The organism is Rhodovarius lipocyclicus (assembly GCF_009900765.1).
Taxonomy (GTDB): Bacteria; Pseudomonadota; Alphaproteobacteria; order Acetobacterales; family Acetobacteraceae; genus Rhodovarius; species Rhodovarius lipocyclicus.
Genome location: NZ_JAAABL010000022.1, coordinates 1 through 13,668, shown reverse-complemented (window position 1 = coordinate 13,668; position 13,668 = coordinate 1). Strand labels below are relative to the sequence as shown.

The window sequence follows — 13,668 nt, the reverse complement described above, 5'->3', positions numbered from 1 at the left end:
ACACGGTCATGTTCCGCCGCTCCCTCATCGCCGCTTCCGCCGCCGCATTGGCGGCCCCTCGCCTGGCCCGCGCGCAGGGCTATCCGGAAAAGCCGGTGCGCCTGCTGGTGCCGGTGGCCCCGGGCGGCAGCCAGGATATCGTGGCGCGGCTGTTCGCCCGCCATCTGGGCCCGGTGCTGGGGCAGAACATCGTGGTGGAAAACCTGCCCGGCGCTGGCTCCAACATCGGGTATGAGGCCGTGGTGCGCGCCCGTCCGGATGGCTATGTGCTGGGTGCCGGCAGCGACAGCCTGTCCGTCAACAAGGGCCTGTTCCGCCGCCTGAGCTTCGACCCGGTGGAGGATATCGCCCCGGTGGCCGAGGCCACGCGCGTGCCGCAGATCCTGGTGGCGGCGGCGAACAGCCCGGCCAATACACTGGCGGAATTCGTGGAACTGGCGAAGAGCCAGCCCGTGGCCGTCGGCACCCCGGGCAATGGCAGCCTGTCCCACCTGTTGCAGCAGCAGTTGCAGGATGCGTCGGAGGTCCGCTGGACCCACGCGCCCTATCGCGGCGGCGCTCTGGCGGTGCAGGATTTGATGGGCGGTTCCCTGCAAGGCGTGATGATCAACATCGGCGCCGTGACCGACCATGTGAAGGGCGGGCGGCTGAAGGGCATCGTCGTGTCCTCTCCCACCCGCACCGCGGCGCTGCCGGATGTGCCCACCTTCGCCGAGGCCGGTTTGACCAACGCCGACGCGGTGGGCTGGCACGGCTTCTTCGCGCCGCGCGGCACGCCGGAGGAGGTGGTGGCCAAGCTCAACACCGCCCTGCGCCAGGTGCTGCGGAATGAGGAAGTGGCCGGCCGGCTGAACGCGCTGGGCATCGAGCCCTCGGACACCGGGCCGGAATATCTGGGCCAGCGGCTGCGGGCGGATGCCACCCGCTGGGCCGCGGTGATCGAGCGCGCGCGGCTCTCCCCAGACTAAAGCCCCCGCCACAGAATTTCCGCCCCCAGCACCGCCAGCCCGATGAAGAAGCCGCGCCGGAACACCTCTGGCCGCACTCGCGCGCGCAAGGCCCCGCCCAGGGCCATGCCCAGCAGGGCGGGCGCCAGCGCCAGCAGCGACACCCCCAGCAGTGATGCCCCCTGTGGCCCCGCCAGCGCCCCATGCCAAGCCAGCCCCAGCCCCAGCGCGAGGGTGGAGGTGGTGAAGGACAGGCCCAGCGCCTGCACCAGCTCGTCGCGCTCCAGCCCCAGCGCGGCCAGATAGGGCACGGCCGGGATCACCAGCACGCCGGTGGCCCCCGTCACGGCGCCGGTGGCCAGCCCCACCAGCGGCCCGGCCCAGCCCTGGATGCCCGGCGCCACCCGCAGCCCGGGCCTGGCCAGCCCGATCGCGGCATAGGCCAGCAGCGCCGCCCCCAGCCCGGCCGTGGCCAGCCCCGCCGCCCCGCCCGCGATCAGGCCCGAGCACGCCCAGGTGCCAACCCCGATCCCCAGCATCATCCCCCACAGCCGCCGCAGCAGCGGCAGGAAGCGCGGCCCGGCGAACAACTGCCAGATGTTCGTCACGAACGAAGGCACCAGTAGCAGGGCGGCGGCCTGGGCGGGCGGCATGGCGGCGCCCAGCAGCCCCATCGCCACCGTGGGCAGCCCGAGGCCGATCACGCCCTTCACCAAGCCGGCCAGCAGGAAGGTGAGGGCGATCAGAAGGATATGCTCGGTCATGCGGGAAAACTTGCCCCGGCGCGCGCCCCGCGCACAATGCGGCTTTGGCGAAGCCAGGATTCGTCCTGACCGAAGGCACACATGCACCTCGACCTGACCGACCTGCGCCTGTTCCTGCTGGTGAACGAGGCCGGGAGCATCACCGCCGGCGCCGCCCGGGCGGGGCTGGCGCTCGCCTCGGCCAGCGCGCGGCTGCGCGGGCTGGAGGAACAGGCGGGCGTGCCCCTGCTGGAGCGCGGGCGGCGCGGCGTGCTGCCCACCCCGGCGGGGCTGGCGCTGCTGGCCCATGCGCGGGCCATGCTGGGGCAGCTCGACGCCCTGCGGGGCGAGATGGGCGAATACGCCGCCGGGCTGCGCGGCCATGTGCGGATGCTGGCCAACACCGCCGCCGCCAGCGAGATCCTGCCGGACCTCCTCGCCGGGTTCCTGGCCGCCCATCCCAGCCTGGACGTGGAGCTGGACGACCGCCCCAGCACCGCCGTGGCCCAGGCGGTGGCGGAGGGGCTGGCCGAGCTGGGCATCGCCGCCGACCACGCCGACCTGTCGGGGCTGGAAAGCCACCCCTTCCGCGACGACCGGCTGGTGCTGGTCACCCCGCCCGGCCATGCGCTGGCGGGGGGCGGGGCGCTGGGCTTCGCGCAATGCCTGGGGGCGGAGTTCATCGGCCTGGCGGGGGACAGCGCCCTGCACCAGCATATCCTGGGCCATGCCCGCCGCGCCGGGCGCCCCATGCGCCTGCGCGCCCGGGTGCATGGGCTGGGGGCGGTGTGCCGGATGGTGGCGCTCGGCGCCGGGGTGGCGGTGGTGCCGGAACGCACCGCCCGGCGCTGGCCCGGCCTGCCCATGCTGCGCCTGACGGATGAGTGGGCCGCGCGCCGCCTGCGGCTGGTGATGCGCCCGGGCCTGCCGGCGCCCGCGCGGAGATTGGCGGACTACTTGTTGGCCAGATCATCATCCGATCAGATGGAATCATCTGATCGGGTAAAGATGATCGTGAAAACAAATAGCTAGAGCGGTTGCCGTGAGCCGGCGCGAACGGAAACCGCTCTAGCCCTGAAGCGCCCGCTCCAGCGCCGCCCCCAGCCCCTGGCTGACACGCCCGCTGACCGGCACCAGGCTGCCCGCCGCGGGCCTCGGCAGGCCCAGCCCCGCCAGCCCTTCCAGCAGACGCACGCCGCAGGCGATGCCATCCAGCAGCGGCACGGGGCTTTCCAGCCGCGCGCCCATCCCGGCCAGGGCGGCGCCGCCCAGGATGATGCTCTCGGCGCCCTGGGCCACCAGCGTCACGATCGCCGCATTCACCTTGGCCGCGACGCCGCCCGGGTCCGCCAGCGCATCCTGCGGCGTCGCCGCCACGCCCAGCAGCCCGGCCAGCCGCCCCGAGAAACCATGATGCGCGATCAGCTCCCGGTACATCTCCACACCGCCGAAGGTGACCAGGCCGAAGCGCCGGCCGGTGGTCATGGCCACCAGGCACGCGGCCTCCGTCATGCCCAGCACGGGGCAGGGCATCAGCTGGCGCGCCGCCTCCAGCGCCGTGTCGTAGCTGACGGCCAGCAGCACGCCATCCACCGTTTCCCCCTTTGGGCCGGCGTAGGGGGCCATCGCCTCCAGCATGCCGTGGGCCGCGATGGCGTTCTCCAGCCGGCTGGAAATCACGGCCGGGCCCAGGGCGGGGGTCAGGGGCACCACCTCCGTGCCCGGTGACGCGGCGGCCCGCCCGGCGGCCGCGCAGAGTTCGGTGATCGCGGCCGTGGTGTTGCCGTTGAGGAGAAGAATGCGCATGGCCACCAGCTTGCAGAGCGGCCGCACCCACCGCAAGCTTCCCCCATGACACCCGACACCGCCGCCCTCGACCTGCCCTTCGATTCCGACCGCATGCTGGATGGCCTGCGCCCCTGGATCGAAACCGAAAGCCCCACTTTCGACGCCGCCGCCGTCAACCGGATGATGGGCGTCGCCGCCCGCGACCTGGCGCTGGCCGGCGCGACGGTGGAGACCATCCCCGGCCGCATGAACCTGGGCGACTGCGTGCGCGCCAAGTTCGACCACCCGTCGAAGGAGAAGGGCATCCTGGTGCTGGGCCACCTGGATACGGTCCACCCGATGGGCACCATCAACGGCCAGCTGAACTTCCGGCGTGAGGGCAACAAGGCCTATGGCCCCGGCATCCAGGACATGAAGGGCGGCAACTACATCGCGCTGGAGGCCGTGAAGCAGCTGCGCGCCGCCGGCATCCAGACCTCCCGCCCCGTGACCTTCCTGTTCACCTCCGACGAGGAAATCGGCAGCCCCGCCACCCGTGACCTGATCGAGGCCGAGGCCGCCCGCCATGCCGTGGTGCTGGTGCCCGAGCCCGCGCGGCCCGATGGCGGCGTCGTGACCGGCCGCTATGCCATCGCGCGCTTCAACATGCGCGCCACCGGCCGCCCCAGCCATGCTGGCGCACGTTTGGCCGAAGGCCGCAGCGCCATCAAGGAGATGTGCAAGCAGATCCTGGCGATCGAGGACATGACGACCGAGGCCTGCACCTTCTCGGTCGGCGTGCTGCAGGGCGGCACCTGGGTGAACTGCGTGACCACCCATTGCGATGCCGAGGCCCTGTCCATGGCCAAGCGCCAGGAGGATCTGGACGCGGCGGTGGAGAAGATGCTGGCCCTGCGCGCCAGCGGCAACGACGTGTCCTTCGAGGTGAAGCGCGGCGTGACCCGCCCGGTGTGGGAACCCAATGACGGCGTGATGCTGCTGCACAGCAAGGCGCAGGCGCTGGCCGAGCGCCTCGGCTTCAACGTGCCCTCGCAATCGGCCGGCGGCGGCTCGGACGGCAACTTCACGGGGGCGATGGGCATCCCCACGCTGGACGGGCTGGGCGTGCGCGGCGCGCTGGCCCACACGCTGGAGGAACACATCTTCATCGACAGCCTGGCCGAGCGCGGCAAGCTGTTCGCGGGGCTGTTGCAGGTGGTGTGATGGAGGGGGCGGGAGGTCGCCGTTACAGCACCTCCCGCACCGCCTCCACCGGCCGGCCGATCCGCGCGCCTTTGTCCGTGATCACCACCGGGCGTTCGATCAGCACCGGGTGGGCGGCCATCGCGTCCAGCGCCTGGTCGTCCGTCAGGTTCGGGTCATCCAGCCCCAGCTCCTGATAGGGCGGGGCCTTCTTGCGCAGCAGGCCGCGCGCGGGGATGCCCAGCTGCTTCACCACCGCCGCGATCTCCGCCCGGCTGGGCGGGGTCTTCAGGTATTCGACGATGCGGGGTGCGTGCCCTTCGGCGCGCAGCAGGTCCAGCACCTTGCGGGAGGTGGAGCAGCCGGTGTTGTGCCAAATGGTGATCATCCGAAAACCTCGTCCCAGGCGGACATCAGCGCGCTGTCCAGCTCTTCCATCGTGATCAGCACCCCCAGCGCGTGCAGGGAGGTGACGCCGTGTTCCGCGATGCCGCAGGGCACGATGCCGCCGAAATGGCTCAGATCCGGTTCCAGGTTCAGCGCCAGCCCGTGCCAGGAGACCCAGCGGGTGACGCGCACGCCGATGGCGCCGATCTTTTCCTCCGCGCCGCCGGGGCGCACCACCCAGATGCCCACGCGGCCTTCCCGCCGCTCACCGCGGATGTTGAAGCGCCACAGGGCGCGGATCATCCATTCCTCCAGCGCGTGGACATAGGCGCGGATATCGCGCGCGGGCACGGGGCCGTGCGGGCGTGTCAGGTCCAGCATGGCATAGGCCACGCGCTGGCCGGGGCCGTGATAGGTCCATTTCCCGCCCCGGCCGGCGGGCACGGCGGGGAAGCGGGCATCCTTCAGGTCCTCCGGCTTCGCGCTGGTGCCGGCGGTGTAGGTGGGGGGGTGTTCCACCAGCCAGACGCATTCGCCTGCCGTGCCGTCATGGATGGCGTGGGCGCGGGCCTCCATCGCGGCGATGGCGGGGGTGTAGGGGGTCAGCCCTTCGGAGACGCTCCATTCCACCCCCGCGCGCGGCGTGCCGGCGGGGATGAGGAGCGGCGGAACGGACAGGAGGCTTTCAGGCATGATGCCCGCATTATGGTATGGCGGCCCCCCGGTTGTAAGCCGCCGCCGCATGCGGTAGAAGCCCGCCACGTTTGCGGTCGTGGCGGAATGGTAGACGCGTCAGCTTGAGGTGCTGGTGGGGGAAACCCCGTGGAAGTTCGAATCTTCTCGACCGCATATTTTTATTGTGTCCTCAAACGTCGTGCCGCAGGCACGCCTTCGGCGTGACGCGCCGCCTCCGGCGGCTTGGCTTACGGCGCGCCGCGGGCATCTCCTCGCATCACTGCCTGATGGGCGCCGCCCGGCGCTGTGCGCCGGGATTCGTCTGGCGGGACAGCTCTTGCATGCAAGATAGCCCCCCACTTCCATGCAAGCCAAGCTTCCATTTCCCCCACGCATACCGCATCGCACCCCAGCAAGGTTGCCTCGGCCCCTCTCCGGCCGCATTCTGTGCGGGACTGGGGGACCCCGATGGACGAAGACTTCCGTAAAGCCGCGCTCGACTACCACCGCCTGCCGCGGCCCGGTAAGCTCGCCATCGAGCCGACGAAGCGCATGGCCACCCAGCGCGACCTGGGCCTGGCCTACTCTCCCGGCGTCGCCGCCGCCTGCGAGGAAATCGCCAAGAACCCCGAGGCCGCCTGGGACTACACCACCCGCGGCAACATGGTCGCCGTCATCACCAACGGCACCGCCGTGCTGGGGCTCGGCGCCATCGGGGCGCTCGCCTCCAAGCCCGTGATGGAAGGCAAGGCCGTCCTCTTCAAGAAATTCGCGGGCATCGACTCCATCGACATCGAGGTCGAGGAACGCGACCCCGCCTTGTTCGTCCAGACCGTCTCCAGGCTCGAAGCCAGCTTCGGCGCCATCAACCTGGAAGACATCAAGGCCCCGGAATGCTTCGAGATCGAGCGCGAACTGCGCGCGAAGATGAACATCCCGGTCTTCCATGACGACCAGCACGGCACCGCCATCATCGTCGCCGCCGCCATCCGCAACGGCCTGCTGCTGCAAGGCAAGAACCTGGCCGATGTGAAGCTGGTGAACACCGGCGGCGGCGCTGCGGCGCTGGCCTGCCTCAACCTGCTGGTCACCATGGGCCTGAAGCGGGAAAACGTGTGGGTCTGCGACGTGGACGGCCTCGTCTACAAGGGCCGCAACACGATGGACCCCTACAAGGCCCAATACGCGCAGGACACCGACCTGCGCACGCTGGAGGACGTGCTGGATGGCGCCGACGTGTTCCTCGGCCTGTCCGCGCCGCGCGTGCTGAAGCCCGAATGGCTGGGCAAGCTGGCGCCCAAGCCGCTGGTCCTGGCGCTGGCCAACCCCGAACCCGAAATCCTGCCCGAGGCCGTGCGCGCCGCCCGCCCGGACGCGATCGTGGCCACCGGCCGCAGCGACTATCCGAACCAGGTCAACAACGTCCTCTGCTTCCCCTTCATCTTCCGCGGCGCGCTGGATGTGGGCGCGACCACGATCAACGAGGAAATGAAGGTCGCGACCGTCGAGGCCATCGCCGCCCTGGCCCGCATGGAGGCCAGCGAAGTCGTGGCCGCCGCCTATGGCGGCCAGGCCCCGGTCTTCGGCCCCGACTACATCATCCCCAAGCCCTTCGACCCGCGGCTGATCCTTGAAATCTCCCCGGCCGTGGCGCGCGCCGCCATGGACAGCGGCGTGGCCCGCCGCCCGATCAAGGATTTCGACGCCTATCAGCGGGAGCTGGAACGCTTCGTCTTCCGCTCCGGCAACCTGATGCGCCCGATGTTCGAGGCCGCCCGCAAGGCCCCCCGCCGCGTGGTGTATTCCGAGGGCGAGGACGAGCGCACCCTGCGCGCCGTGCAGACCATCCTGGATGACGGCATCGCCGAACCCATCCTGATCGGCCGGCGCGACGTGATCGCGGCGCGCGTCGCCTCCATGGGCCTGCGCATGGACCTGGACCGCTCCGTGCGCGTGCTGGACCCGATGAAGGACGAGGCCGTCTTCGGCCCGCTCGAAGCCGTCTATACCCGCAAGGTCGGCCGGCGCGGCGTGCCGCCCGACAATGCCGGCCGGCGCGTCTATACCCGCCCCACGGTCGCTGCCAGCCTGCTGCTGGAAACCGGCCAGGCGGATGCCGCCATCGTCGGCGGCAATGGCGACTGGATGCGCCACTGGCACCACGCGCTGGACGTGATCGGCAAAAGCCCCGCTGTCTCCCGCGTGTATGCCGTCACAGCCGTGCTGGTGCCCAATGGCGCGCTGTTCTTCGTGGACACGCACCTGCTGCTGGAACCCAGCGCCGAGCAGATCGCGGAAATGACGCATCTGGCCGCCGCCCAGATCCGCCGCTTCGGCCTGACGCCGCGCGCGGCGCTGCTGTCGCACTCCTCCTTCGGCTCCTCCCAGGCGCCCAGCGCCCGGCGCATGCGCGCGGCCCTGAAACTGATCCAGGCCGCCGAACCCGGGCTGGAAGTGGACGGCGAAATGCACGCCGACGCCGCGCTGGTGTCGACCATCCTGGGCAAGTCCGTGCCGGATACGACCCTGACCGGCCCCGCCAACCTGCTGGTGATGCCGAACCTGGATGCCGCGAACATCGCCTTCAACCTGCTGAAAGCCGCCGCCGAAGGCCTGCAGGTGGGGCCGCTGCTGCTGGGCATGAACAAACCAGTGGAAGTGCTGGTGAACTCCGTGACCGCGCGCGGCATCGTGAACGTGACCGCCGCGGCGGTGGCGCATGCGAATGGCTGGAAAGGGCCGGGGTGAAGACGGCCGCGACCAAGGGGCTCCGCCCCCTGGACCCCCGCAAAGGGTTGTAGCAACCCTTTGAACCCATGAGTTTGGCGCCTTACCCTGGCAGGTTTGAGGTCAATTTTATTATAAAATTCAATGGGAAACACCTTCCCAGGACCAGCACCAAACTGCTGGGGTCCAGGGGCCTTTCGGCTCCCCGGGGTGCGGGGCTTCGCCCCGCGGTATGGGCGGGGTGCCCGAGGGGCGGCGCCCCTCGGCCTTCTACCTTCGTGCCGCGCCCCGCTGCGCGATCGCCAGCACGGCCTGCCGTGCCACTGCCTTATCCGGCATGCCTGTGGTCTTGGTGCGTTTTTCCGCTTCCAGCAGTGCGTTCGCCACCGCTTCCAGTGCCGGCATCCGCCAGTTCCGCAGCGCCCGTTCCATGATGGGCTTCGTGCGGAAGAACACCGGCGGCCGCAGCGCGCCCAGCGCCTCACCGGGAGAGGAGCCATCGGCCACCGCCATGCTGGCTTCCAGCAGCCGCTGGGTGTGGCGCAGGGCGGCGCGGATGATCTGCACCGGCACCGCCCCGTCGCTGATGGCCGAGGCCAAAGCCCGGTCGGCCGCCGGCACATCCCCGGCGAAGGCGGAATTCAGCGCTTCATCCAGGCTCAGCGTGTTGGCCTCGCCCACCACGGCCAGCACGTCTTCCTCGGTGGCGCGGCCGCCGGGGCCGACATACAGGGCCAGCTTTTCCAATTCGCGGCGCAGCAGCAGCCGGTCCTCGCCCTGGTTCTGCACCAGCCAGTCGATGGCGGGCCCATCGGCGCTGATGCCCAGCTCCTCCAGGATGCGCCGCGCGCTGGCGGCCAGCTCCGCGCCGCGTTCCCGCCAGCAGGCGATGACGGCGGCCTTGGGCGAGGCCTCCAGCAAGGTGCGCAGGCGGGAGCGCGCCTGGAGTTCAGGCCCCTCCATCACCACCAGCCCCGGGCCGGGGCCTTCGAGGGCCGCCTTGGCGGCGTTGGTGAAGGCGTCGGTGGCTTCGCGCACGCGCACCAGGCGGCGGCCGCCCAGCAGGGGGCGCGTCGCGGCCTCGGAGGCAAGCAGGGCGGTGTCCTTGGCGCCTTCGCGCGGGATGTCGGCCACGGCCAGCTCGTCACCGCCGGTGACGGCGCGGCTCAGCGCCTCCGCGCGTTCCCGCACCAGCCCGGCGTCGTCGCCGTGCAGCAGCACGACGCGGGTCTCGCCAGGGTCCTTGAGGAAAGCGTCGAGGCGCTTGGGATCAAGCTTCGCCACGCCGGCGCAGCTCCAGCGCGATGCGGCGGGCGATATCCTCGGCCAGTTCCTCCACCAGCCGGCGCTCCATCGCCTCGCGGCTGATGTCGGCGGCGAAGAATTGCAGGTCCGGCAGGTTGAAGGCGTCGAACTTGCGGCTGGTGCCGCGCATGACCTCCTCCTGCTCGGCGCCCAGGCGCACCAGCACGAAATCGGCGGTCATGGTCATGCGGATGCGGGTGATGCCGCCGTCGGAGCGATAGCCCTGCACATCGGCGTCTCCACGTGTGCCGGCCCGCAGCTCGAACTGCGCGGGGGTGCCGGGGCGCGTGTCCTCCAGCCGGTTCTGCAGGGCGCGGCGCAGCAGCTGCCCCTGGCGTTCGCCCATCCGCGCCACCCGGACGGAGGCAAGCTGGTCGGCCAGCGCCTCGCCGCCCGGCATGGCGCCGGGGCGGTGCAGCGGCCGGAAGCCGCAGGCGGCCAGCAGCAGGGGGGAAGCCAGCAGTAGCGCGCGCCGAGCGGTCATGCCTACACCACGAAATTGACGATGCGCCCGCGCACATGGATGCGCTTGCGGATCGGTTTGCCATCGATGGCGCGGGCCACATTCTCCTCGGCCAGCGCCGTGGTGAAGATGGTATCCTCGCTGGCGTCCAGCGCCACCTCGATATTCGCGCGCAGCTTGCCGTTCACCTGCACCGCCAGGGTCAGCGTATCCGCCTTCAGCAAGTCGGGGTCGGCCTCGGGCCAGGGCAGTTCGGCCACCAGATCCGTGGTGCCGGGGTGCAGGGCGGACCACAGCTCCTCGGCCAGATGCGGCATCATGGGCGCGGTCAGGCGCAGCAGGGCTTCCAGCGCCTCCAGCTTCGCGCCGGCGGCGTCGGCGGGTGCCTCCGCGATCGCGTTGGCGAATTCATGGATGCGCGCGACCGCCACGTTGAAGGCGAAGGTTTCCAGCGCCGTGGTCACGGCGGCGATGGAGCGGTGCGTCACCTGGCGCAGCTTGCGCCCAGCGGGAGTTTCGCCGGGGGTTTCGCTGGCGGGCGGCAGCGGCAGGCTGGTGGTCACCAGGCGCCACACGCGCTGCACGAAGCGCGCGGCGCCGGCCACGCCCGCCTCCGACCATTCCATATCGCGGTCGGGCGGGTTGTCGCTCAGGATGAACCAGCGCGCCGTGTCCGCGCCGTAGCGGTCGATGATCGCCCCGGGGTCCACGGTGTTGTTCTTCGACTTCGACATCTTCTCGCCGCGGCCGATGGCAACGACCGCGCCGGTCGCCTTTTCGGTGGCGACACCCTCGGCGTCCACCGCCACATCCTCCGGGTACAGCCAGCGGCCGTCGGCGGCGCGGTAGGAGGCGTGGGTGACCATGCCCTGGGTGAACAGGCCGGCGAAGGGTTCGGGCGTCGCCACCTTGCCCATGCCGCTCAGGGCGCGGGTGAAGAAGCGGGCATAGAGCAGGTGCAGGATCGCGTGCTCGATGCCGCCGATATACTGGTCCACCGGCAGCCAGGCATCGACGGCGGCCTTGGTCAGCGGCTCCGCTGCGCGGGGCGAGCAGAAGCGGGCGAAATACCAGCTGCTGTCGACGAAGGTGTCGAAGGTATCCGTCTCACGCACCGCAGCCCGGCCGCAGCTCGGGCAGTTCACGTGCTTCCAGGTGGGGTGGTGGTCCAGCGGGTTGCCGGGGCGGGAGAAATCCACATCCTCCGGCAGCTTCACCGGCAGCTGGTCCTTGGGCACCGGCACCACGCCGCAGGCATCGCAATGGATGACCGGGATGGGGCAGCCCCAATAGCGCTGGCGGGAGACACCCCAGTCGCGCAGGCGCCAGTTCACGATGCCGCGCCCGGCGCGCTTTTCCTCCAGCGCGGCGATGGCGGCCTTCTTCGCCTCCGGCACCGCCAGCCCGTTCAGGAAGCCGGAATTGTAGATGCGGCCGTCGTCGGTATAGGCGACATCGGCGATGCTGAAGGTGGCGGGGTCCGCATCGGGCGGCAGCACCACGGGCAGCACCGGCAGGCCGTATTTGCGCGCGAAGTCCAGGTCGCGCTGGTCACCGCTGGGGCAGCCGAAGATGGCGCCCGTGCCGTATTCCATCAGCACGAAATTCGCGATCCAGACCGGGTATTCCATCCCGTTGAACGGGTGCTTCACGAAGAAGCCGGTGTCGAAGCCGCGCTTCTCGGCCTGTTCGATCGCGGCCTCGCTGGTGCCCATGGCGCGGCATTCAGCGATGAACTCGGCGGCCTTGGGGTTGCGCGCGGCGGCGGCGGCGGCCAGCGGGTGCTCGGCGGCGACCGCCAGGAAGGACATGCCGAACAGCGTGTCGGGGCGGGTGGTGAACACCTCCACATCCGTCACGCCGTCCACGGCCTGGGCCAGCTCGAAGCGCACGCGCGCGCCTTCGCTGCGGCCGATCCAGTTGGCCTGCATCAGCTTCACGCGCTCGGGCCAGCGGTCCAGGCCGTTCAGGGCCTCCAGCAGGTCGGGCGCGGCCTCGGTGATCTTCAGGAACCACTGGCTCAGCAGTTTCTTCTCGACCGGCGCGCCGGAGCGCCAGCCGCGGCCGTCGATCACCTGCTCATTGGCCAGCACGGTGTTGTCCACCGGGTCCCAGTTGACCCAGCTTTCCTTGCGCTCGACGAAGCCGGCGGCCATCAGGTCCTGGAACAGGGCCTGCTGCTGGCCGTAGTATTCGGGGTCGCAGGTGGCGAATTCGCGCGACCAGTCCAGCGACAGGCCCATGCGCTTCAGCTCGGCGCGCATGTTGGCGATGTTGTTGTAGGTCCAGGCGCCGGGGTGCACGCCGCGGTCGCGCGCCGCGTTTTCCGCCGGCAGGCCGAAGGCGTCCCACCCCATCGGGTGCATCACCAGGTGGCCGGTCGCCCGCTTGTACCGTGCCACCACGTCGCCCAGCGTGTAGTTCCGCACATGCCCCATGTGGATCTTGCCGCTGGGGTAGGGGAACATCTCAAGCACGTAGTATTTCTTCGCGCCCTCGGGCGGCACATCGGGTGCCGCGAAGCTGGCGCGGTCGTTCCACGCGGCCTGCCAGCGCGGCTCGGCCGTGGTGAAATCATAACGGGCGGGTTCGGAAGCCTGGTCCATGACCGCGCGGAATAGCCCAGAAACCGGCGTTGTGCCATGCGGTGCTTGGCATAAATGGGTTGCGGCGGCCCGTTCCCTCGGGGGGCCATTTGGCGCGCGCCCCGGTTCAGGCTAACGAGGCGCCATGAGCACCACCGCGACCGACACCCCGGAACTGGCCCGCCTGCGAGAACTGCTGGCGGCGGAGCGCGTGAAGCTCGGCATCCATATCCGGCGCATGAACAGCCCCGGCAGCCCGGTCTATCGGATGACCGAGAATGTGTGGCCCGCCGCCACCATCCTGGTCACCAGCTTCCTGGGCACCTGGCTGGTGCATTTCTATCTGGGCGCCGCCATCCTGGCCGTGGGCTGCTGGTGGTGGCTGGCGAAGATGCTGCCGCGCATCAAGGATGGCGTGTTCGAGCGCGGCTCCGCCCTCGTGCTGCATGATGTGAAGCAGTTCGACTACTGGTGGGGCCAGGGCGTGCTGAGCCTGTATGCCAAGATGCCCGATGGCTCTGAACGCGCCGCGACCCGCAAGGATGACTGGCGGACCTTCGTGCGCGCCATGCCCGATGCGGAGGAGGGCGCCGACGCGGCGCCTGCCGCTTGACCCGGCGCGGCTTGGCTTGCCAATTCTGGCGCATGAAGCGCTGGCTGGCAGGCTCGGGTGTTGGGGGGGTGGTCTCGGCCGCCCTGCTGGCGGTTGCCGTGACCGGCGCCGGGCCTGGCCTGGCGCAATCCATGCTGGGCGCGCCCAGCACGCCCGCCGCTCCTGCGCCCGTCGCCCCCCGGGCGCCTGAGCCCCCGCGCGCGGCCGCGCCGCAACGCCCGGCCACGCCCGCGCCCGCGGCACCCGCCCGGCC

General features: G+C 70.7%; 13 protein-coding genes and 1 tRNA gene. 7 read left to right on the top strand and 7 right to left on the bottom strand.

Annotated features, from left to right (window positions below; all coding sequences use genetic code 11):
• Window positions 1-8: 8 nt before the first annotated feature.
• Window positions 9-968 (top strand): Bug family tripartite tricarboxylate transporter substrate binding protein, encoded by a 960-nt coding sequence (locus tag GT007_RS14335; protein WP_160122313.1) that lies wholly within the window; start codon window positions 9-11, stop codon window positions 966-968.
• Here GT007_RS14335 and GT007_RS14330 read toward each other — a convergent pair.
• The gene (locus GT007_RS14330; protein ID WP_160122312.1) at window positions 965-1,711 is read right to left on the bottom strand and encodes a sulfite exporter TauE/SafE family protein; all 747 of its coding nucleotides are present in this window, start codon (window positions 1,709-1,711) and stop codon (window positions 965-967) included. The two genes, GT007_RS14335 and GT007_RS14330, sit on opposite strands and share 4 nt — an antisense overlap.
• A gap of 81 nt (window positions 1,712-1,792) precedes the next feature.
• Here GT007_RS14330 and GT007_RS14325 point away from each other — a divergent pair, with 81 nt between their 5' ends.
• Window positions 1,793-2,722, top strand: coding sequence for a LysR substrate-binding domain-containing protein (locus GT007_RS14325; RefSeq protein ID WP_160122311.1), 930 nt, complete (start codon window positions 1,793-1,795; stop codon window positions 2,720-2,722).
• Between the two features lie 36 nt (window positions 2,723-2,758).
• Here the strand turns inward: GT007_RS14325 and GT007_RS14320 are convergent, their stop codons facing one another.
• Entirely contained in the window at window positions 2,759-3,496 is a 738-nt protein-coding gene (locus GT007_RS14320; RefSeq protein ID WP_160122310.1) for an aspartate/glutamate racemase family protein, read from the bottom strand.
• Between the two features lie 45 nt (window positions 3,497-3,541).
• Between GT007_RS14320 and GT007_RS14315 the strand changes: the two genes are divergently transcribed.
• Window positions 3,542-4,681 (top strand): M20/M25/M40 family metallo-hydrolase, encoded by a 1,140-nt coding sequence (locus GT007_RS14315; RefSeq protein ID WP_160122309.1) that lies wholly within the window; start codon window positions 3,542-3,544, stop codon window positions 4,679-4,681.
• Between the two features lie 22 nt (window positions 4,682-4,703).
• On the opposite strand, the gene arsC is transcribed toward GT007_RS14315, so the two are convergent.
• On the bottom strand, window positions 4,704-5,048 hold the full coding sequence (gene arsC, locus GT007_RS14310) for an arsenate reductase (glutaredoxin) (RefSeq protein ID WP_160122308.1): 345 nt from the start codon (window positions 5,046-5,048) through the stop codon (window positions 4,704-4,706).
• The gene (lipB, locus tag GT007_RS14305; protein WP_160122307.1) at window positions 5,045-5,740 is read right to left on the bottom strand and encodes a lipoyl(octanoyl) transferase LipB; all 696 of its coding nucleotides are present in this window, start codon (window positions 5,738-5,740) and stop codon (window positions 5,045-5,047) included. The genes arsC and lipB overlap by 4 nt, the downstream gene beginning before the upstream one ends.
• A gap of 73 nt (window positions 5,741-5,813) precedes the next feature.
• Between lipB and GT007_RS14300 the strand changes: the two genes are divergently transcribed.
• Both GT007_RS14300 and GT007_RS14295 read left to right on the top strand, forming a co-directional pair.
• A tRNA-Leu gene (locus GT007_RS14300) sits at window positions 5,814-5,896 on the top strand.
• Between the two features lie 294 nt (window positions 5,897-6,190).
• On the top strand, window positions 6,191-8,470 hold the full coding sequence (locus GT007_RS14295; RefSeq protein WP_160122306.1) for an NADP-dependent malic enzyme: 2,280 nt from the start codon (window positions 6,191-6,193) through the stop codon (window positions 8,468-8,470).
• A gap of 249 nt (window positions 8,471-8,719) precedes the next feature.
• Here GT007_RS14295 and holA read toward each other — a convergent pair whose 3' ends face one another.
• From holA to leuS, 3 genes are read right to left on the bottom strand one after another with little or no spacing between them, the layout of a single operon-like run.
• Complete coding sequence (gene holA / locus GT007_RS14290; RefSeq protein ID WP_160122305.1) at window positions 8,720-9,733, bottom strand: DNA polymerase III subunit delta; 1,014 nt, start codon at window positions 9,731-9,733, stop codon at window positions 8,720-8,722.
• Window positions 9,720-10,238 (bottom strand): LPS assembly lipoprotein LptE, encoded by a 519-nt coding sequence (lptE, locus tag GT007_RS14285; protein WP_160122304.1) that lies wholly within the window; start codon window positions 10,236-10,238, stop codon window positions 9,720-9,722. The genes holA and lptE overlap by 14 nt, the downstream gene beginning before the upstream one ends.
• Before the next feature lie 2 nt (window positions 10,239-10,240).
• A complete protein-coding gene (gene leuS, locus GT007_RS14280; RefSeq protein WP_160122303.1) occupies window positions 10,241-12,823 on the bottom strand; it encodes a leucine--tRNA ligase in 2,583 nt (860 codons plus the stop codon).
• A 124-nt stretch (window positions 12,824-12,947) separates the two neighbouring features.
• Here leuS and GT007_RS14275 point away from each other — a divergent pair, with 124 nt between their 5' ends.
• Window positions 12,948-13,415: a hypothetical protein gene (locus GT007_RS14275; RefSeq protein WP_236571671.1), complete on the top strand. Its 468-nt coding sequence runs from the start codon at window positions 12,948-12,950 to the stop codon at window positions 13,413-13,415.
• 32 nt (window positions 13,416-13,447) lie between these two features.
• On the top strand, window positions 13,448-13,668 hold a 221-nt coding region (locus tag GT007_RS22210; RefSeq protein ID WP_201451923.1), incomplete at its 3' end, for a hypothetical protein.